Source organism: Streptomyces sp. NPDC025721 (assembly GCF_055558595.1).
In genome coordinates this window covers 107019-125162 of the sequence record NZ_JBVHMF010000013.1, presented here as the reverse complement: position 1 = coordinate 125162, position 18144 = coordinate 107019, and the positions used below count along the sequence as shown (strand labels likewise).

General features: G+C 71.9%; 16 protein-coding genes. 6 read left to right on the top strand and 10 right to left on the bottom strand.

Annotated features, from left to right (window positions below; all coding sequences use genetic code 11):
- Positions 1 to 41: 41 nt before the first annotated feature.
- The 3 genes from ispF to ACZ4EF_RS19995 all read right to left on the bottom strand — a co-directional run bounded on the left by ispF (position 42) and on the right by ACZ4EF_RS19995 (position 2158).
- Positions 42 to 632, bottom strand: a complete 591-nt coding sequence (gene ispF / locus ACZ4EF_RS20005; RefSeq protein ID WP_467505702.1) for a 2-C-methyl-D-erythritol 2,4-cyclodiphosphate synthase — start codon at positions 630 to 632, stop codon at positions 42 to 44.
- Positions 622 to 1353 (bottom strand): 2-C-methyl-D-erythritol 4-phosphate cytidylyltransferase, encoded by a 732-nt coding sequence (gene ispD / locus ACZ4EF_RS20000; protein ID WP_391164090.1) that lies wholly within the window; start codon positions 1351 to 1353, stop codon positions 622 to 624. The genes ispF and ispD overlap by 11 nt, the downstream gene beginning before the upstream one ends.
- Positions 1354 to 1675: 322 nt before the next feature.
- A complete protein-coding gene (locus ACZ4EF_RS19995) occupies positions 1676 to 2158 on the bottom strand; it encodes a CarD family transcriptional regulator (protein ID WP_033174074.1) in 483 nt (160 codons plus the stop codon).
- Positions 2159 to 2702: 544 nt separating this feature from the next.
- Here ACZ4EF_RS19995 and ACZ4EF_RS19990 point away from each other — a divergent pair.
- Positions 2703 to 3320, top strand: a complete 618-nt coding sequence (locus tag ACZ4EF_RS19990; protein WP_355342083.1) for a DUF461 domain-containing protein — start codon at positions 2703 to 2705, stop codon at positions 3318 to 3320.
- 132 nt (positions 3321 to 3452) lie between these two features.
- Here ACZ4EF_RS19990 and phoP read toward each other — a convergent pair whose 3' ends face one another.
- Both phoP and phoR read right to left on the bottom strand, forming a co-directional pair.
- Entirely contained in the window at positions 3453 to 4133 is a 681-nt protein-coding gene (gene phoP, locus ACZ4EF_RS19985) for a two-component system response regulator PhoP (protein WP_093716893.1), read from the bottom strand.
- The gene (gene phoR, locus ACZ4EF_RS19980; RefSeq protein ID WP_467505699.1) at positions 4130 to 5476 is read right to left on the bottom strand and encodes a two-component system sensor histidine kinase PhoR; all 1347 of its coding nucleotides are present in this window, start codon (positions 5474 to 5476) and stop codon (positions 4130 to 4132) included. The genes phoP and phoR overlap by 4 nt, the downstream gene beginning before the upstream one ends.
- A 182-nt stretch (positions 5477 to 5658) precedes the next feature.
- On the opposite strand from phoR, the gene phoU reads away from it, so the two are divergent.
- A complete protein-coding gene (phoU, locus tag ACZ4EF_RS19975; protein WP_355342077.1) occupies positions 5659 to 6342 on the top strand; it encodes a phosphate signaling complex protein PhoU in 684 nt (227 codons plus the stop codon).
- Between the two features lie 723 nt (positions 6343 to 7065).
- Here the strand turns inward: phoU and ACZ4EF_RS19970 are convergent.
- Entirely contained in the window at positions 7066 to 7824 is a 759-nt protein-coding gene (locus ACZ4EF_RS19970) for a phosphoglyceromutase (RefSeq protein ID WP_355342074.1), read from the bottom strand.
- Between the two features lie 92 nt (positions 7825 to 7916).
- On the opposite strand from ACZ4EF_RS19970, the gene ACZ4EF_RS19965 reads away from it, so the two are divergent.
- The gene (locus ACZ4EF_RS19965) at positions 7917 to 9329 is read left to right on the top strand and encodes an MDR family MFS transporter (protein WP_467505696.1); all 1413 of its coding nucleotides are present in this window, start codon (positions 7917 to 7919) and stop codon (positions 9327 to 9329) included.
- 79 nt (positions 9330 to 9408) lie between these two features.
- Here ACZ4EF_RS19965 and ACZ4EF_RS19960 read toward each other — a convergent pair whose 3' ends face one another.
- From ACZ4EF_RS19960 to mshA, 3 genes are all read right to left on the bottom strand, one after another.
- Positions 9409 to 11151 (bottom strand): glycosyl hydrolase family 28-related protein, encoded by a 1743-nt coding sequence (locus ACZ4EF_RS19960; protein ID WP_467505694.1) that lies wholly within the window; start codon positions 11149 to 11151, stop codon positions 9409 to 9411.
- Positions 11152 to 11266: 115 nt separating this feature from the next.
- On the bottom strand, positions 11267 to 11857 hold the full coding sequence (locus tag ACZ4EF_RS19955) for a type III secretion system chaperone family protein (RefSeq protein ID WP_467505692.1): 591 nt from the start codon (positions 11855 to 11857) through the stop codon (positions 11267 to 11269).
- The gene (gene mshA / locus ACZ4EF_RS19950; RefSeq protein WP_467505808.1) at positions 11850 to 13145 is read right to left on the bottom strand and encodes a D-inositol-3-phosphate glycosyltransferase; all 1296 of its coding nucleotides are present in this window, start codon (positions 13143 to 13145) and stop codon (positions 11850 to 11852) included. The genes ACZ4EF_RS19955 and mshA overlap by 8 nt, the downstream gene beginning before the upstream one ends.
- 833 nt (positions 13146 to 13978) lie before the next feature.
- Here mshA and ACZ4EF_RS19945 point away from each other — a divergent pair.
- From ACZ4EF_RS19945 to ACZ4EF_RS19935, 3 genes are all read left to right on the top strand, one after another.
- Positions 13979 to 14767: a methyltransferase domain-containing protein gene (locus tag ACZ4EF_RS19945; RefSeq protein ID WP_467505690.1), complete on the top strand. Its 789-nt coding sequence runs from the start codon at positions 13979 to 13981 to the stop codon at positions 14765 to 14767.
- Between the two features lie 139 nt (positions 14768 to 14906).
- The gene (locus ACZ4EF_RS19940) at positions 14907 to 15968 is read left to right on the top strand and encodes a C40 family peptidase (protein WP_467505688.1); all 1062 of its coding nucleotides are present in this window, start codon (positions 14907 to 14909) and stop codon (positions 15966 to 15968) included.
- Positions 15969 to 16263: 295 nt separating this feature from the next.
- Positions 16264 to 17706 carry a PP2C family protein-serine/threonine phosphatase gene (locus tag ACZ4EF_RS19935; RefSeq protein ID WP_467505686.1) on the top strand — a complete coding sequence of 481 codons (1443 nt, stop codon included), beginning with the start codon at positions 16264 to 16266 and terminating at the stop codon, positions 17704 to 17706.
- Positions 17707 to 17774: 68 nt separating this feature from the next.
- Here the strand turns inward: ACZ4EF_RS19935 and ACZ4EF_RS19930 are convergent, their stop codons facing one another.
- Entirely contained in the window at positions 17775 to 18128 is a 354-nt protein-coding gene (locus ACZ4EF_RS19930; RefSeq protein WP_355342053.1) for a DUF2516 family protein, read from the bottom strand.
- Positions 18129 to 18144 lie beyond the last annotated feature (16 nt).

Genomic DNA, 18144 nt, shown 5'->3' with positions numbered 1-18144 from the left:
CGGGCGGAGAATTCCCTCACCCGCCCGCGGGTTTTCCTCGCTCACTCGTGCGGGTGAGCGCGGACCACCAGTGCCGTCGCGACGGCCGCGAGGCCGTCGCCGCGGCCGGGGAAGCCCAGGCCGTCGCTGGTGGCGGCGCTCACCGAGACGGGGGCGCCGACCGCCGAGGTCAGGACCTTCTGGGCCTCGTCGCGGCGGCGGCCGATCTTGGGGCGCTTGCCGACGACCTGGACCGCCACGTTGCCGATGACGAAGCCCGCGTCGCGCACGATCCGGGCGGCCTCGGTGAGCAGGGCGGTCCCGGAGGCGCCCGCCCACTCGGGCCGGTCGGTGCCGAAGTGGGCGCCGAGGTCACCGAGCCCGGCGGCGGAGAACAGGGCGTTGCAGGCCGCGTGGGCGACGACGTCGGCGTCGGAGTGCCCGGCGAGCCCCGACCCCTCCCCCTCCCAGAGGAGTCCGGCGCACCACAGCTCGCGCCCTTCCTCGAAGGCGTGGATGTCGGTGCCGATGCCGACCTGGGGAAGCACGTAGCCGGGCGGCAGGCCGGAGCCGGGCAGACCGGAACCGGACGGATCGCCGCCGGGCAGATCGGACCCGGACACCCCGTGCCCGAGCGGGCCGTCAGTAGCCATCGGTGGCCCTCCTGCGGGCGAGTACGGCCTCGGCGAGTACGAGGTCCAGCGGGCGGGTGACCTTGAACGCCTCTTCGTGGCCCGGCACGACCAGCACCGGTACGCCGAGCTGTTCGACCATGCTCGCGTCGTCGGTGACATCGCGGGTCACGGTGGCGTGCGCCTTGGCGAGCGTGCCGCGGTCGAAGCCCTGCGGGGTCTGGACGGCGCGCAGGAGGGCGCGCTCCGGGGTGCCGGTGACCAGATGGGTGACCGCGTCGACGCTCTTGACGGTGTCGGCCAGCGGCAGCGCGGGGACGACGGCGGGGGCGCCGCCGCGTACCGCCTCGACCACGCCGTCCACGGTCTCCACCGGCACCAGCGGGCGGGCCGCGTCGTGCACGAGGACGACGTCCACGTCGTCGGGGAGCGCGGCGAGGCCGAGCCGTACCGACTCCTGCCGTACGTCACCGCCGGGGACGACCCGTATGTCGGTGGACTCGGGCAGGCCGTGGGCGTCGAGCAGCGCCCTGACCTCGGGGACGCCCTCGGGCGGGGCGACGACCACGATCACGTCGACGGCGCGGGCGCGGGCCATCGCGCGGACGGCGTGCACCAGGATGGGCACCCCGCCGAGGGTGCGCAGGGCCTTGGGCGCGCCGGGGCCGAGCCGAAGTCCACGGCCGGCGGCGGGAATGACTGCTGCGGTACGCAGGTTTGTGTCCTTGTATGAGGTGGGTATCGCCTGGGAGTACCCCCAGCCGAGGTTGGGGACAGTGCCGGGCAAGCGCTCACCGCGGACCCCTTCCGTGAAGTCCGCGGGGATGTGCCACGCCCGGTACCGCCTGGTGGGCGGTGCCGTATGTCTCCGGCCGTATGTCTCCGTACGCGGGCACAAGCATGCCGCAGCACCCGGTCGTCATGCCCGACCGGGTGCCGCGGTAATTCCCTCGGGTGGTGTTTCCGGGGGCAGTGCGTCGCCGTACGTCACGGTCGGCGTGGCCACGCCGATTGAGACGAGAAACGAGAACCTCGATGGCACGTGGTGGGCGCGCGCGAGGATCTTAGGACGCGAGAACCTCGTCGAGCAGCGCCTCGGCCTTGTCCTCGTTGGTGTTCTCCGCCAGAGCGAGTTCGCTGACCAGGATCTGCCGGGCCTTGGCGAGCATGCGCTTCTCGCCGGCCGACAGGCCGCGCTCGCGCTCACGACGCCACAGGTCGCGGACCACTTCTGCGACCTTGATGACATCGCCGGAAGCGAGCTTCTCCAGATTTGCCTTGTATCGCCGGGACCAGTTGGTGGGCTCCTCGGTGTACGGCGCGCGCAGCACCTCGAAGACCCGGTCCAGACCCTCCTGACCGACCACGTCGCGTACGCCGACGAACTCCGCATTGTCCGCGGGCACACGTACCGTCAAGTCGCCCTGGGCGACCTTGAGCACCAAGTAGGTCTTGTCCACGCCTTTGATCTGGCGAATTTCGATTGCCTCGATCAGCGCGGCCCCGTGATGGGGATAGACCACGGTGTCGCCAACCTTGAACGTCATGTGACAGGTACCCCTTCCGTGGCTATCCAGGGTAACACGGGAACGCCCTCATCTGAATGGCGTTTTCGCAGGTCAGAGCATATCTCAGGGCTTGACAACGGCCCCCGGGACGTGCTGGAGCATGCCTCCCGCGCGAGGTATCCGCAGGTGGGAGCAGGTATACGGGGAGGCTGAAACGTCGCCGTTACAGGCTCTACCGCCGCCGAACAAGGGGCAGTACGTCCCTATTTGTCGCTCCCGGACGAGTGGATCATCGCTACTCCGTTCGGGAACCTGCCCGCAGATGATCCAATTTTGCACAGTCGTGGAACAACGGCGGAACACTCGCGGAAAACCGGCCGCGCCGATCATGAACGACGTCGGGTAATCACGTCGGGGGAATGCGGAATGCAATGGGTACGCGCACCCGGCCCGCCACCGGGCGGGTGAACCGCGCGGGTGAGCCGGGCTCCCAGGGGCCACCCGGTGCGCGGGCGCGTCAACGGCTCGGTAATCTAAGGCCGCTGGAAGATCTTCCGAATCTGATCTAGGAGATGCCGCCGCCGTGGTCCGCAGCTTCCGTCGCGGCGCCCTCGCCGCCGTTTTCGCGCTCTCGCTCGCCCCGCTCGCCGCCTGCGCGGCCGGGAACGACGCGCAGACCCTGAAGGTCCAACCGGACAGCGACTCCGTGACCCACGGCGTGATCAAGGTACAGAACGCCGTGGTGCTCACCCAGAGCGCCGGCAACGGACCCGCGACGGTCTCCGCGCGCCTGTTCAACAACGGCGACGACGCCCAGACCCTCCAGTCCGTCCAGCTCGGCTCGACCAGGGTCACGCTCGCGGACAAGGACGGCGGCCAGACCGTCAGCGTCCCCGGCCACGGCACCGTGCTCCTCGGCGGCAAGGGCAACCCGTCCGCCGTCGTGGACAGCGGCACCGAGGCGCTGCGGGACGGCGACGTGCAGAACGCCGTGTTCGAGTTCAGCTCCTCCGGGCCCGTCGCGATCCAGCTCAACGTGATCCCGGCCACCGGCGACTACCAGCAGTTCGGTCCCAGCTCGCTGCCGACCACCCAGGCGCCGACGCCGAGCACCACGCCGACCGGTTCTGCCACGCCCACCGGCTCGGCCACGCCGACGGACACCGCGACCCCGACGGGCACCGCCACCCCGACCTCCTGAGGTCGGTTTTCGGACAACCTGAAACGGCCCGGTGGCACACTCGCCACCGGGCCTTTCCCGTATACGAATCCGGGACGCGCTCTGCCGTCCGCGCGCTGTGTCAGGGCCCGGGTCCAACGCCCGGACCCGGGTTTACGGCTCGAACTTGTAGCCCAGGCCGCGGACCGTCACCAGATAGCGCGGCGCGCCCGGGTCGGGCTCGATCTTGGCGCGCAGCCGCTTGACGTGCACGTCGAGGGTCTTGGTGTCACCGACGTAGTCGGCGCCCCAGACCCGGTCGATGAGCTGCATACGGGTCAGGACGCGGCCCGCGTTGCGCAGCAGCATCTCCAGCAGGTCGAACTCCTTGAGCGGGAGGTCGACCTTGCCGCCGGAGACGGTGACCACGTGCCGGTCGACGTCCATCCGGACCGGACCGGCCTCCAGGGCGGCCGGGGAGATCTCCTCGGGCTCGCCGCGGCGGCGGAGCACCGCGCGGATGCGGGCGACCAGCTCCCGCGAGGAGAACGGCTTGGTCACATAGTCGTCCGCGCCTATCTCCAGGCCGACGACCTTGTCGATCTCGCTGTCCTTGGCGGTCACCATGATGACCGGGACATTGGACTTCAGCCGGAGCTGGCGGCAGACCTCGGTGCCGGGCAGGCCCGGCAGCATGAGGTCGAGCAGTACCAGGTCGGCGCCATTGCGCTCGAACTCGTCCAGCGCGTCGGGCCCGGTCGCGGATATGGCGACCTCGAAGCCCTCCTTGCGGAGCATGTACGACAGCGCGTCGCTGAAGGACTCTTCGTCCTCGACGACGAGTACGCGTGTCACGGAAGGACCTCCGGGGCGGGGATGTGTTCGGGGAGAGAGCGGAAGAGCTGTTCGTCCGACGGCTCGTCCAGCGACTCCTGGTCGGAATCGAGTTCGGAGTCGCGGTCGGAGTCGGGATCGGAGTCGGGGTCCGCGTCCGCCTCGGCCACAGGATCGGTGCCGGGCGGCAGTGCGCGGTCGCGGGCGATCCCGGCTTCGGGAAGCCGCAGTGTGAAGGTGGAGCCCTGACCCTCGGCGCTCCACACGGTGACTTCCCCGCCGTGCGAGGCGGCCACGTGTTTGACGATGGACAGCCCGAGCCCGGTGCCGCCGGTGGCCCGCGAGCGCGCCGGGTCGACCCGGTAGAAGCGCTCGAAGACCCGGTCGCGGTCCTTCTCGGAGAGGCCGATGCCCTGGTCGGTGACGGAGATCTCAATGAGATCCCCGCCGGGTGCGTTGATCCTGCGCCCCGCGATGCCGACCCGCGTACGGGCCGGACTGTAGTTGACAGCGTTCTCGACGAGATTGCCGAGGGCGGCGGCGAGCTGGCCCCGGTTTCCCCATATGTGCAGGTCAGGGGTGGTTCCGGTAGCCATGGTGATCTGTTTGGTGTTGGCCTGGTGACGGCAGCGGTCGACGGCCTCGGCGACGAGGTCGTCCACGGCCACCGGCTCGGCGTCGTCGAGCAGGTCGTCGTCCTGGACCCGGGAGAGGTCGATGATCTCCTGGACCAGGCTGGTCAGCCGGGTGGCCTCGATCTGCATCCGGCCCGCGAAGCGGATGACCGCCTCGGGGTCGTCGGAGGCGTCCATGACGGCCTCCGACAGCAGGGAGAGCGCCCCCACGGGGGTCTTCAGTTCGTGGCTGACATTCGCCACGAAGTCACGGCGGACCGCCTCGATCCGCCGGGCCTCGGTGAGGTCCTCGACCAGCAGCAGCACCAGCCGGGAGCCCAGCGGGGCGACCCGCGCCGAGACCGCGAGACCCTCGCCGCGGCTCACACCGCGGCGCGGCAGGTCCAGTTCCACCTGCCGTATCTCGCCGTCCCGCCGGGTCTCGCGGGCCATCTGCAGCATCTGGTCGACGGCCAGCCGGCCGCCGCGTACCAGCCCGAGGGCGTACGCCGCCGAGCTGGCCTTGACCACCGTGTCGCCCTCGTCCAGGACGACGGCGGAGGACCGCAGGACCGAAAGTACGGTGTCCACGCCCGGCGGCAGCGCGCCGGTCATGTTGTCGGGCCGCATGGCCGTACGGGTGGGGCGGGCCTGTTCCCGCTCGCTCCAGCGGAACGCGAGCACGGCGATCACACCGGTCAGCAGACCGGCTATCGCACTGGCTGCGGCGACTGCCGCGTTCACGTCCATAGCCCCAGGTTAGGTGGGTCGCGCAAGCGATCCACAACCCCGGAAGCTACCTCTCGGATGCTCGTTGCCAAGAGTTCACCTTCACGTGGGGAGTGGTTCACTCAGGGTGTGCGGTCGGTACGCGTACGCCCATCAGCGTGGCAGCGTGGAGGAGAAACCTCTGTTCGGACGGAAGGAAAGCGATGCGGGACGCATATCACGAGGAGCTGGACTCGATCGGTGACGGTCTGGTCGAGATGGCCCGGCTCGTCGGCTCCGCGATCGGCCGCGCCACCACCGCGCTGCTCGACGCGGACCTGAAGGTCGCGGAGAGCGTCATCGCCGCCGACGAGAAGGTCGACGAGATCCAGCGGGAGCTGGAGAACCGGGCGATCACCCTGCTGGCCCGGCAGCAGCCGGTCGCCACCGACCTGCGGATCGTGGTCACGTCGCTGCGGATGAGCGCGGACCTGGAGCGGTCCGGCGACCTCGCCCGCCACGTGGCCAAGCTGGCCCGCCTGCGCTTCCCCGAGTCGGCCGTGCCGCGCGACCTGCACAGCACCATCCTGGAGATGGGCCAGCTCGCGCAGCGCCTGGTCGCCAAGGCCGGCGAGGTCATCGTCAGCAAGGACGTGGACGACGCGCTCCAGCTCGAAGCGGACGACGACCGCATGGACGAGCTGCACCGCACGCTCTTCCAGCACCTGCTGGACGACCGCTGGAAGCACGGCATCGAGACGGCCGTGGACGTGACGCTGGTCGGCCGGTACTACGAGCGCTTCGCCGACCACGCCGTGTCGGTCGCCAAGCGCGTCGTCTACCTGGTCACCGGTGAGCACGCGGACGAGATGACGCCGCAGACGCCGTCGGCGGTGGAGGGCGCGTAACGCCGTCCGGCGCGGGCGGGGGTCATTCGCGGCGCGTCGCGGGCCGGTGGCGGCGCGGAGGTCTTTCGCGGGGGCGGGGGTCTTTCGCGGCGCGCGGGCCGGTGGCGGCACGGAGGGCTTTCGCGGCGCGCGGGTCGGTCGCCGCGCGTAGGGCGCGTAAGGCATTCGGGGGAGGCCGGAGTGCGCTCGTGCGCCGGGGGTGCGCTATTGAAGGGCGCGGCCGGCGCGGAGTTCACTGGTGGGTAGGCAAGCCTGAGGAGGGTGTACTGATGCAGGAATCCCCCGTCACGCCAACTCCCGTACGCGACCAGCCGTCTTCCGACCACGCCCCGCGGCCGCTCCGGACCCCGCTGCCGCTGGTCGCCGCGTGCGGCTGCGGCTCGGGGTGCGGCTGTGGCTGTCAGTCCGGCGGCGCCTGCCAGTGCGGAGGCTGCACCGGCTGACGCCCCGTCCGTCCCGACTCGTCTGATCCGTACCGTCCCGTCGCACCAACCGTTCACACGGACGACGGCCCGCGCTTCCTGACGGACGCGGGCCGTCGTCATGCCCGGCCAACGACGACGGCCGCGCCCTCGGACCGCCCTTGTGAAGACTCGGAAGGCTCCGTCGAGGTCCTGCCGGCCGACGGGCTGCTCGGCCGCCGACCCGCCGTCGACCCGTGAACGACAACGCCCCCCGTCTGCGGGAAAACCCGCGGACAGAGGGCGTGGCGGTGCGAGAGGACTACTTCTTGCCCTGGTTCTTGACCGCCTCGATGGCGGCTGCCGCGGCGTCGGGGTCGAGGTAGGTGCCGCCCGGGTTGAGGGGGCGGAAGGAGGCGTCGAGCTGGTAGGAGAGGGGGATGCCGGTGGGGATGTTGAGGCCGGCGATGTCGGCGTCGGAGATGCCGTCGAGGTGCTTGACCAGGGCGCGCAGGGAGTTGCCGTGCGCGGCGACCAGGACGGTGCGGCCCGCGAGCAGGTCGGGGACGATGCCGTCGTACCAGTACGGGAGCATGCGCAGGACGACGTCCTTGAGGCACTCGGTGCGCGGACGCAGCTCCGGCGGGATGCTCGCGTACCGCGCGTCGTCGCTCTGCGAGAACTCGGCGCCGTCCTCCAGGGGCGGCGGCGGGGTGTCGTACGAGCGGCGCCACAGCATGAACTGCTCCTCGCCGAATTCGGCGAGGGTCTGCGCCTTGTCCTTGCCCTGGAGCGCGCCGTAGTGCCGCTCGTTGAGCCGCCAGGAGCGGTGGACGGGCACCCAGTGGCGGTCGGCGGCCTCCAGGGAGAGCTGCGCGGTGCGGATCGCGCGCTTCTGGAGGGAGGTGTGCACCACGTCGGGGAGGAGACCGGCGTCCTTGAGCAGCTCGCCGCCCCGGACCGCCTCCTTCTCACCCTTGTCGTTGAGATTGACGTCCACCCAGCCGGTGAACAGATTCTTCGCGTTCCACTCGCTCTCGCCGTGGCGGAGCAGGATCAGTTGGTACGGAGCAGCAGCCATGGGCCCGAGCCTAATAGAAATCCCCTGGCGCCACCCGACCGCCCTCTGTAATATTCTCCAGCCGGTAGAGGTCATTACACAAAGGGGTCGCGGTGACGGCGTTCAGTCGGGCGGTACGGGAGACGGTGAGCGGTCTTCCCCGCCAGTTCTGGTGGCTGTGGACCAGCACCCTGGTGAACCGCCTCGGCGGCTTCGTCGTGACGTTCCTCGCCCTCTATCTCACCGTGCAGCGCGGCTACTCCGCCTCGTACGCGGGCCTGGTCGCGGCCCTGTTCGGGCTCGGCGGCGCCGGGGGCGCGGTGCTCGGCGGGGTCCTCGCCGACCGGATCGGCCGCCGCCCCACACTGCTCGCCACCCAGCTCGGCGCCGCCGCCACCACCGCGGTGCTCGGCTTCGTGACCAACCCGCTGGCCATCGCCGCCGTCGCGACCCTCGTCGGCCTGACCAGCAGCGCCTCCCGGCCCGCGCTCTCCGCGATGATCGCCGACCTCGTACCCCCGAAGGACCGGGTGCGTGCCTTCTCCCTCAACTACTGGGCGATCAACATCGGCTTCGGCGTCTCGGCCGCCGCCGCGGGCTTCATCGCCTCCGAGGGATACGTGTGGCTGTTCGTCGGCGACGCGCTGACGACCGTGCTGTGCGCGGTGGTCGTGTACGTCAAGGCGCAGGAGACGCTGCCGGTGACGGCGAAGGTGACGTACGTGGACGGGAGGACGGTGAACGGGAAGGCGGTGAGCGGGAAGGCTGGGAGCGGGAAGGCTGGGAGTGGGACGACGGCGAGCGGGACGACGACGAAATCCCGTCCCCGTAAGGCGACTTCGCGGCGCGCTGCGGACTCCACCGACATCCGGCTCTCCGACGTCCTGCGCGACCAGCGCTTCATGGCCCTGGTCGGCCTGACCTTCCTGCTCGGCTCGGTGATGAACCAGGCCAACTCCACGCTCGCCGTCGACATGGGCGCGCACGGCCTGTCCGCCCGCCAGTTCGGTGTCGTCATCGCCATCAACGGCCTGGTGATCGTGCTGCTCCAGATCCCCGTCACCCGGCTGGTGCGGCGGTACGGCAACGCGGCGCTGCTGGGCGTCGGTTCGCTGCTGATGGCGTGGGGCTTCGGCCTGACCGTCCTCGCGGGCTCGGTCGCCCTCTACTCGCTGACCGTCGTCGTATGGACCCTCGGCGAGATCGTGCACGCCCCCGCCTCGATGTCGGTGGTCGCCGACCTCGCCCCGGCCACCGGCCGTGGCCGCTACCAGGGCATGTACACCCTGTCCTGGTCCGCCGCGGCCTTCGCCGGTCCCCTGGTCGGCGGCGTCACCCTCGACCAGCTCGGCCGCACCACCGTCTGGCTGGGCTGCGCCGTCCTCGGCACGCTCGCGGGCGCCGGTTACTACCTGCTGCTGCGCGGCCGTTCGGCCGCCCCGGTCCTGCCCACCGCCCCTGTGGCGGCCGGAGTCGAAGCCCAGGCCCCGGCTCCCCGCGACGCCCCGGAACAGGTCGGCGGCTGAGCGCCGCGGGCCGTTCGCCGACCGGGACACCAGCCGGGACGCCGACAGGGCCACGAAGGCGCTCGACCGGAAGCCCCGGTCAGCGGCGGAGCCGCAGAGCGCGCTGCGCCTGGTAGAGGTTCGGCGGGTCGATCCCCGGGGTGCCGTAGGACTCCAGGCGCGAGTGCAGCGGGCCTGTGAAGTCGGGGACGTCGATCTGGCCGAAGGGGGTCACCGTGGAGATGCCGACGGTCGCGCTGTAGGGCGCGATGTCGTCGATCTTGACGCAGCCCGCGCGGCCGTTGGTGACGGTGACGTTCCAGTGGGTGAAGCGGGCGCCGTACAGCGGTCCGGCGGAGGCGTCGCCGCCGTGCTGACCGTCGTTGGAGACGGTGATGTCGGTACGGACGCAGGCGAACGGCAGGCCGCGGTGGGTGTCGAAGGTGCCCATCTCCATCCGGCCGCGCGACCAGACGTTGTACGACGACAGGCCCTCGGCGTTGATGCCGTGGAGCTGCGTACCGGACGGGGCGGGCACGGTGCGCCGGTCGATCGCGAAGTCCTCGACGAGGTTGTCGTGCGAGCCCTCGCGGCAGGCGTACGGGTGGTGGCTGCCGCGCCCCGAGACGCGGGTACGGCGGAAGGTGGTGGCCTTCGCCGCGACCATCAGGAAGCCGTTGTCGACATCGACGGCGTGCACGTCGTCCACCCAGCAGTCCCAAGTGCACTGCGCGACCAGCCCGTTGTACCCCTTGTCGAGCAGGTGCGGCGACTGCGGTGTGGGCGTCATTTGGATGGTCAGGCCCTCCACACCGGAGTTGACCAGCGGCTCGACCATCGTGGTGATCCTCGGCCGCCACAGCAGCCGGGTGTCCAGCGGCAGCGGCCGGTCGAAGGTGACGCGCCGTCCCCGGACTTCGGTGATCAGGGCCGGCCATTCGTAGGGGACGTACGAGAGCAGCTTGCTCTTGTCGGACCAGTCGTACGTGGCCGCGCCGTCGACGTCGCCCGCCATGTGGTCGAGCAGGCCGTGCGCGGGGTCGTCGGCGTATTGCAGCAACACGCGTGCGCCGGGCCGCAGTTGGCGGGCGCTGTCGACGGTGACGCTCCAACTGCCCTGAGCGGCCTCCTCGGTGACGGTCGCGAGCGTCCGCCACTGGTCGCGCCTGTTGCCGGTCCAGCCCTCGAACGGCCAGTCCTTGGCGCGGATCGCGTCGGTCAGGGAGGCGTAGCGGTCGGCCGGGCACATCCAGACCAGGCCGCCCGCCCAGGACCACGACGACTTGTCACCGCCGTACCGGCTGCCGTACGGGCCGATGAGGTCGGTCAGCGACCTGGTCGCGTACAGCACGGTGCGTCCGCTGCCCGCGCCGCGCAGGGTGGTGTTGCTCCAGCCGAGCCGGATGACGTCGTCGATGCGGTACGTGCCCGGCGGGAGGTGGACGGTGCCGCCGCCCGCCCGGCCGACCTCGCGCAGGGCGCGGTTGATGGCGGGGGCCGCGTCGGCCGAACCGTCCGCCTTGGCGCCGTAGCGCAGGACGTTCGCGCGGACGGGGTGGCGGCGGAAGCGGCGGGAGCCGCCGCCGTAACCGGCGCGGGCGACGTACGGGATCTGCGGGTGGGTGTACGGGGTCGCGGTGAACTCCCGCCAGAGGGTGAGGGGTTGGCGGCCCCCCTGCCCGGACGGGTCGACGGCCGCGTCGGCGGCCTTCGCCGTACCGCCGAACGCCGTACCGCCGAACGCCGTACCGCCGAACGGCGTGCCGCCGAGCGCCGTCGCGGCTGCCGCCGCCGAGGTGACCGGGACGCTCGCGGTCAGCAGCTTCCTGCGGCTCATCGCCATGCTTCCACCCTTCACACGTAGGCCGCTCCCACATATCTGAACGTGGTTCAGATCTACGACTGACGTGAGGGTGTCATGTGGTACGGACCAAGGGGAAGGGGTCGTGCGGTGATTCTTAGGACTGACCTTCGGTCAGGTGAGTGAACGCGTCCAGATTCCTGGTGGACTCGCCGCGCGACACCCGCCACGCGTACTCCTTGCGGATGGAGGTGGCGAACCCCAGCTCCAACAGCGTGTTGAAGGAGCCGTCCGCGTTCTCCACGACCGCGCCGAGCAGCCGGTCGACCTCTTCCGGCGTGACGGCGGCCAGCGGGAGGCGGCCGTTGAGGTAGACGTCACCGAGCCGGTCGATGGCGTAACTCACCCCGTACAGGCGAAGGTTGCGCTCCAGAAGCCAGCGGTAGAAGGCTTCCTGGTTCTCGTCGGGGTGGCGGACGACGAAGGCGTTCAGCGACAGGGTGTGGGCGCCGACCAGGAAGGAGCAGGTGGTGGAGAGCTTGCGGGTGCCCGGCAGTTGGGTGACGTACGTGTCCGGGCGCGGCGACTCCCACGGCAAGTCGGCTTCGCGCAGGGCCTGTTCGAGCGCGCGGACGGCTCGCGCCCGGAGGTCGCCGCGCGGGGCGTCGGGGGTCGCGCCGCCATGGGCACCGTCATGGGCTCCGTCGTTGGTGTCACCGTTGACGTCCACCGGGGTCTCCTCAGCCATGCGCCGATCGTAGGTGACGGCGGTGTTCGGCCTGCGCAGCCGCGTACACCTCGGTGGTGTCGGCCGCGGCCTTCCCCCAGCCGAACTCCCGCGCGTGCTGGGCCGCCGCCGCGCCCAGCGAGTCGCCGAGCGCCGGGTTGTCGATGAAACGGCGCAGCACCCGCGCGTAGTCCCGGGGGTCGTGCCCCGGTACGAGGAAGCCGGTGCGGTCGTCCGCCACCGCGACCGGCAGCCCGCCGACCGCCGCCGCGACCACCGGCGTACCGCACGCCTGCGCCTCTATCGCGACCAGCCCGAAGGACTCGTTGTACGACGGCATGACCAGGACGGTCGCCGCCCGGTACCAGTCCGCGAGCCGCTCCTGGTCCACCGGCGGCTGGAACCGTACGACGTCGGACACGCCGAGCCGCGCGGCCAGCTTGTGCAGCGCCTCCGGCTTGGCCAGACCGCTGCCGCTGGGGCCGCCGACGATCGGCACGAGGAGGCGGTCGCGCAGCGTCGGGTCCTCGTCCAGCAGCACCGCGACGGCGCGGATCAGCACGTCGGGGGCCTTCAGGGGCTGTATCCGGCCCGCGAAGAGCGGGATCACCGCGTCCTGCGGCAGCCCGAGGCGCCGACGGGCCGCCCCGCGGCCCGGCTCCGGGCGGAAGCGGTCCAGATTCACGCCGGGGTGCACGACCGCGACCTTCGAGGCGGTCGCCTCGTAGTACCGCACCAACTCGTCTGCTTCCTCGGCGGTGTTGGCGATCAGGCGGTCGGCCGCCGCCACGACCTGCGTCTCGCCGATCACCCGCGCGGCGGGCTCGGGACAGTCGTCCTCGGCCAGCGCCGCGTTCTTGACCTTGGCCATGGTGTGCATGGCGTGCACCAGCGGCACGCCCCAGCGCTGCGCCGCCAGCCAGCCGACGTGGCCCGAGAGCCAGTAGTGCGAGTGCACCAGGTCGTAGTAACCCGGGCGGTGGCCCGCCCACGCCTGCATCACCCCGTGCGTGAACGCGCAGAGCTGCGCGGGCAGCTCTTCCTTGGCCAGGCCCTCGTACGGGCCCGCGTCCACGTGCCGCACCAGCACACCGGGGGCCAGCTCGACCGCCGGGGGCAGCGCTCCCGTGGTGGCCCGCGTGAAGATCTCGACCTCCACGTTCAGGTCGGCGAGGCGCTTGGCCAGCTCCACGATGTAGACGTTCATGCCGCCCGCGTCGCCGGTGCCCGGCTGGTGCAGCGGTGACGTGTGCACGCTCAGCATCGCGACTCGGCGTACGCGGCGGCCTCCGGTGCGGCGACCCCTCATCCCCAGCGCGTGCTTGTGCTTCTGCGCACCGCGCAGCGCGGCGAGCCGGGACGACGTCTGCTGGGTCACCATGCGTTCCTTCCGAAGGCTGTACCCCCGCGTTCAACCATGGGGAACGCCGGAACTGGCGGTTCCATTTCCTTGTTGCCGAAGCGTGACCTTGGGGGGTGGGTGGTGTCTTGGTCTTTTTGTCTTTTTTTCCCGCCCGCCCACCCGTGCGGGTGCTTTCTTCGTCTGCGGGTGCCGCCTGTGCCTGGTCGGTCCCGGCCCGGGGCACCTCCTCGGGCGACGAACGTGCGGCCACCTGCGCCTGCTTCTGCCCCTGCCCGTTCGTCCCCCTGCGGGGGCACCCCGCACCGACCCCTCCGGTCCGTCGGCGCCCGCCTGTCCGCTGTGGCTGAGGGGGGAGGGGGTGGGTGGGGGCCCAGGCCCCGCGCGACCGACCGTCCACCCGGGTGGGAGGAGGGCGGGCGCAGGTAAGCCTGGCGGCGGTGGCCCACCCGTGGGGGCGGCGAGTCAGGGCATGGGCGGGCGGGGTCGGCGGACTAGCTGGAGGGCACCCCCGGGGCCGGGCGGTGACGCGGGGCGGCTCGCCGAAAGACCCCCCTCCCCCGGCAACCCCCACCGGCAGGCGGACGCCGACGAGCGAGGAGGGGACGGGCCGGGGTGCCCCCGCAGAAATGCGGTGACAAGAAGGGCACCGGATACACGGGGCCAGGTAGCCGCATTTCGAGGAGGTGCCCCGGACCGGCACCGACCCAGGCACAAGCGGCACCCGCAGACGAAGAAAACACCCGCACGGGTGGGCGGGCGGGAAAGACTAGAGTCGAGGAATGCGCGGCATGGTGGGGGTGGTGACCAGAGGAACCACCGGGCCCAACCGGCTGCGCCGGATGGACCGGTGGATCGCCACCGCGCTGGAAGCGGAACTGCGGCGAGCCGACCACCCCGTCGTCGTCGACCTCGGATACGGCGCCGCCCCCTGGACAGCGGTGGAACTCCTCAGCCGCCTCCAGGCGGTAAGAGAAGACGTCCAGGTCGTCGGCGTCGAGATCGACCCGGCCCGCGTCGCGGCAGCGAAACCGTACGAGCGCGACAACCTGAGCTTCATGCACGGCGGCTTCGAGGTCCCCCTCCCCCACGGAAGCCGCCCCGTCCTGATCAGGGCGGCGAACGTCCTGCGCCAGTACGACGAAAGCGAGGTCGCCGCCGTATGGACCCGGCTGCGCGGCCGGCTCGCCCCCGGCGGCCTCCTCGTGGAAGGCACCTGCGACGAGATCGGCCGCCGCCATGTCTGGGTGGCGCTCGACCCCGAAGGCCCCCGAAGCGTCACCTTCGCCACCCGCCTCGGCTCCCTCGACCGCCCCTCCGACCTGGCCGAACGCCTCCCGAAGGCGTTGATCCACCGGAATGTGCCCGGCGAATCCGTGCACGCGTTCCTCACCGCCTTCGACCGGGCCTGGGCCTCGGCCGCTCCCCTGTCCGCCCTGGGCGCGCGCCAGCGGTGGATCCGCGCCGTCACCTCGCTGCGCGCGGACGGCTGGCCGGTCGTGGACGGCCCCGCCCGGTGGCGCCAGGGCGAGGTCACGGTCGCCTGGCCCGCCCTCGCCCCGCACGCGTAACGCCCTCTCGCCCTTCCCCTTTACGGCTCGCCGTGCCACCATCCGCCAAGATGTGACGGACCGTCAGATAAACCCTGCGTTCAGCGGCGCGAGGAGCCGCGCGAACAGCCACCGCGCCCGTGACGTGAGGGAGGCTCGGATGACCCGCGGAATCCGAAGCGGCGCCTGCGCGGCAGCGCTCACGGCGCTCACGGCGCTCACCGCCACGGTCGCGCTGACCACCGCCACCGCCACGGCCCCGGCGCAGGCCGCACCCCCGCGCACCGTGGCCCGGGTCAGAGCCGAGGTGGACGCGCTGTACCGGCAGGCGGAGGCGGCGACGGACGCGTACAACGCGGCCGGGGAACGCGTACGGGCCCAGCAGCACGACCTGGTGGCGCTGGCGGTGGCCATTGACCGTACGCAGACACGCCTGCGCACGCTCACCGCGCAGGCGGGGGCGCTGGCCCGCGCGCAGTACCGGGCCGGCGGGGTGCCGGACACGCTGCGGCTGGCGATGTCGGGGGACCCCGACACCTTCCTGTCGGACGCGGGACTCGCCGCCCGCGGCGCCCGCGCGGCGAGCGCCACGCTCGACGCGCTGGCCGACACGCGCGGGAAGCTGGACGGCTACGCGCACGCCGCCACCGAGCGGTGGCAGCAACTGGTCGACGCGCAGCGGACGGCGGCCGGGGCGCGGCAGCGCGTACGGGCCAGGCTCGCCGAGGCCACCGCGCTGCTGGCCACGCTCAAGGAACAGGAGCGCGTCCGGCTCGCGCGGCTCGAGGACGAGGCGGCGTACCGCGCGCAGAGCGACTGGCTGGCGACCGGTGACGCGAAACGCCTGGTCACCGCCGCGTCCACGGCGTCCTCCGCCGCGGGCCGCCGCGCCGTGGCCTTCGCGACCCGGCAGATCGGGAAGCCGTACGTGTGGGGCGCGGCGGGCCCGTCCTCGTACGACTGCTCCGGGCTCACCTCCCAGGCGTGGGCGGCGGCGGGCCGTCCCATCCCGCGCACCTCGCAAGAGCAGTGGGCGCGCCTCCCCCACGTGCCCGTGGACCGGATGCGCCCCGGCGACCTCGTCATCTACTTCTCCGACGCCAGCCACGTCGGCATCTACGTCGGCGGCGGCGCGATCGTCCACGCGCCGCGCCCGGGGCGGGACGTGGTGGTGGCGGGGGCCGGTTCGATGCCGATCCTGGGGGTCGTACGACCGGGTTGATGACGGTTCGCGTACGTCTGGACGGAGGGAGACGTGGGGCGCGGAGGGATACGTGGGCGGGTACGCGTACGGGCGGCGGTCCGGATGCGGGCGGCGGTCCGGATGCGGGTCGCGGCGGGGGCGGGGTTGTGGCCGCCCCGCGTGACCTTGGTCATGTGCGGATCAACACATCCACCGCGAAATCCCCTGCTGACCGCCGCATATGACGCTGACGGTTCACTCTCTGCCCTCCCGTCACCTTGCCTCCAGCCACTAGGGTCTCCGGAGATCCTCGGGGGAGGGAAGGAGTCGCTTGATGTCCGCAGCCCAACGCGGCACCGATCGGCCCTCAGCCACCGACGAGACGCGCGGGGCCGAGGGCCCCGCTGCCGTACCCGGATCAGGGACGGCTTCCACGGCCGGGCCCTCGCCCCTTTCCGTACCGCCGTCCGTACCGACATCGGTCGCCGTGCCGGGATCCGTCCCCGTACCGCCGTCCGCACCCGTACCGGCGTCCACCGCCGTACCGCCGTCCACCGCGCCGTACACGGAGTCCGGCGCCCTCTCGCTGCCTCGGCAGCGGCAGGATCCGGGCAGCGGTCCCGCGATCTTCACGCTGCTGGTCATCGGCGAGGACGCGACGGACGCCTTCACCGCGCCGTGGTTCCAGGAGGGCGGCGGGCCGCGGATCCGTATCCTGCGGGCACGTAATCTCACCGCGGCCGGCCGTCTGCTCACCGACGACGTGCACTGCATCCTCCTCGACCTGCCCGACGTGCTGGACGGCCTGCGGCAGGTGCTGCGGCTCGCGCCCGGCACCGCCGTACTCGTCCTGACCGACGGCGTGGACGACGGGCGGGCCGCGGAGGCCGTACGGGTCGGCGCCCAGGACCACCTCGCGCGGCACGAGGTCGACGCCGGGACCGTCACGCGCGCCGTCCGCTACGCCGTCGAGCGCAAGCGCGCCGACCTCGCGCACCGGCAGCTCACCGAGACGAAGCTGCTCGCGCAGGAGAACTCCCGGCTGGAGCGCGGCCTGCTGCCGACCCCGCTGCTGGACGGCGCGAGCCTGCGTTTCGCGGCGCGTTACCGCCCGGGGCGCAGCCGCGCCCTGCTCGGCGGCGACTTCTACGACACCGTCCGCGCCCCCGACGGCACCGTCCACGCGATGATCGGCGACGTCTGCGGCCACGGCCCGGACGCCGCCGCCCTCGGGGTCCAACTCCGCATCGCCTGGCGTGCGTTGACCTTCGCCGGGCTCGGCGGCGACGCGCTGCTGCGTACGCTCCAGCAGGTGCTCGAACACGAGCGGTCGGACGACGAGATCTTCGCGACGCTCTGCACCGTCGACATCGCGCCGGACGCGCGCAGCGCCGATCTGCATCTGGCCGGACACCCGGCGCCGCTGCTCTCGACCCCCGGCGCTCCCGGCAGCGTGCCGGAACTGCTGCCGTACACGGAGGGCGGCCCGGCGCTCGGCCTGCTCCCGGATGCCCGCTGGCAGCGGATACCGGTACGGCTGCGCGGCGAGTGGAGCCTGATGCTCTACACCGACGGCCTGATCGAGGGCCGGATCGGCCAGGGCACGCAGCGGCTCGGGCAGGACGGGATGGTACGGATGACCGCCCGGCTGCTGGCCGAGGGCCTGCGCGGCGAGGAACTGCTCGACGCGACGCTCACGGAGGCGCGGGAGCTCAACGGCGGGGAGCTGACGGACGACGTGGCGGTCGTGCTGCTGGAGCGGCCGAAGCGGATCTGAGGCCGGTGCGCTGGGGGCCGGTCCACTGGGGGCCGCCCGCCCGGTGGATACGGCCCGGTGGGTACGCGTCAGCCGTTGTACGGGCCGTACGGGCCGTCGCTGCTGCTGCCACCGCCGCGGCGCCGCCGCAGGCCGCCGCCACGGCGCGGTCCGGTGATCTGCCGTACGGCGGGGCGTACGTCCACCATGTACACGATCACGGCGACCAGGCCGATGACCGGCAGGAACGACAGCACCGAGAACAGCTTCATCACCACGGCCGCGATGCCGAGGATGATCAGCCAGAACGCCTTGGTGTTCTTGTCCGCCGCCCGGTACGCGTCCTCACGGCGGATCGCCGCGTCGACGAAGGCGAAGGCCGCGAAGAGGAAGAGCGCCCACGACACCAGGCCGAGCACCCCGAAGAACCCCGTGATCAGCACGCCGTCCACCGCCCTT

Excerpts from the sequence above, each read along its gene's own strand:
- ispF (WP_467505702.1), bottom strand. The coding sequence starts at position 632 with ATGGCTACTGACGGCCCGCTCGGGCACGGGGTGTCCGGGTCCGATCTG.
- ACZ4EF_RS19995 (WP_033174074.1), bottom strand. The coding sequence starts at position 2,158 with ATGACGTTCAAGGTTGGCGACACCGTGGTCTATCCCCATCACGGGGCC.
- phoR (WP_467505699.1), bottom strand. The coding sequence starts at position 5,476 with ATGGACGTGAACGCGGCAGTCGCCGCAGCCAGTGCGATAGCCGGTCTG.
- phoU (WP_355342077.1), top strand. The coding sequence starts at position 5,659 with ATGCGGGACGCATATCACGAGGAGCTGGACTCGATCGGTGACGGTCTG.
- ACZ4EF_RS19970 (WP_355342074.1), bottom strand. The coding sequence starts at position 7,824 with ATGGCTGCTGCTCCGTACCAACTGATCCTGCTCCGCCACGGCGAGAGC.
- ACZ4EF_RS19960 (WP_467505694.1), bottom strand. The coding sequence starts at position 11,151 with ATGGCGATGAGCCGCAGGAAGCTGCTGACCGCGAGCGTCCCGGTCACC.
- ACZ4EF_RS19955 (WP_467505692.1), bottom strand. The coding sequence starts at position 11,857 with ATGGCTGAGGAGACCCCGGTGGACGTCAACGGTGACACCAACGACGGA.
- mshA (WP_467505808.1), bottom strand. The coding sequence starts at position 13,145 with ATGAGGGGTCGCCGCACCGGAGGCCGCCGCGTACGCCGAGTCGCGATG.
- ACZ4EF_RS19945 (WP_467505690.1), top strand. The coding sequence starts at position 13,979 with ATGCGCGGCATGGTGGGGGTGGTGACCAGAGGAACCACCGGGCCCAAC.
- ACZ4EF_RS19940 (WP_467505688.1), top strand. The coding sequence starts at position 14,907 with ATGACCCGCGGAATCCGAAGCGGCGCCTGCGCGGCAGCGCTCACGGCG.
- ACZ4EF_RS19935 (WP_467505686.1), top strand. The coding sequence starts at position 16,264 with ATGTCCGCAGCCCAACGCGGCACCGATCGGCCCTCAGCCACCGACGAG.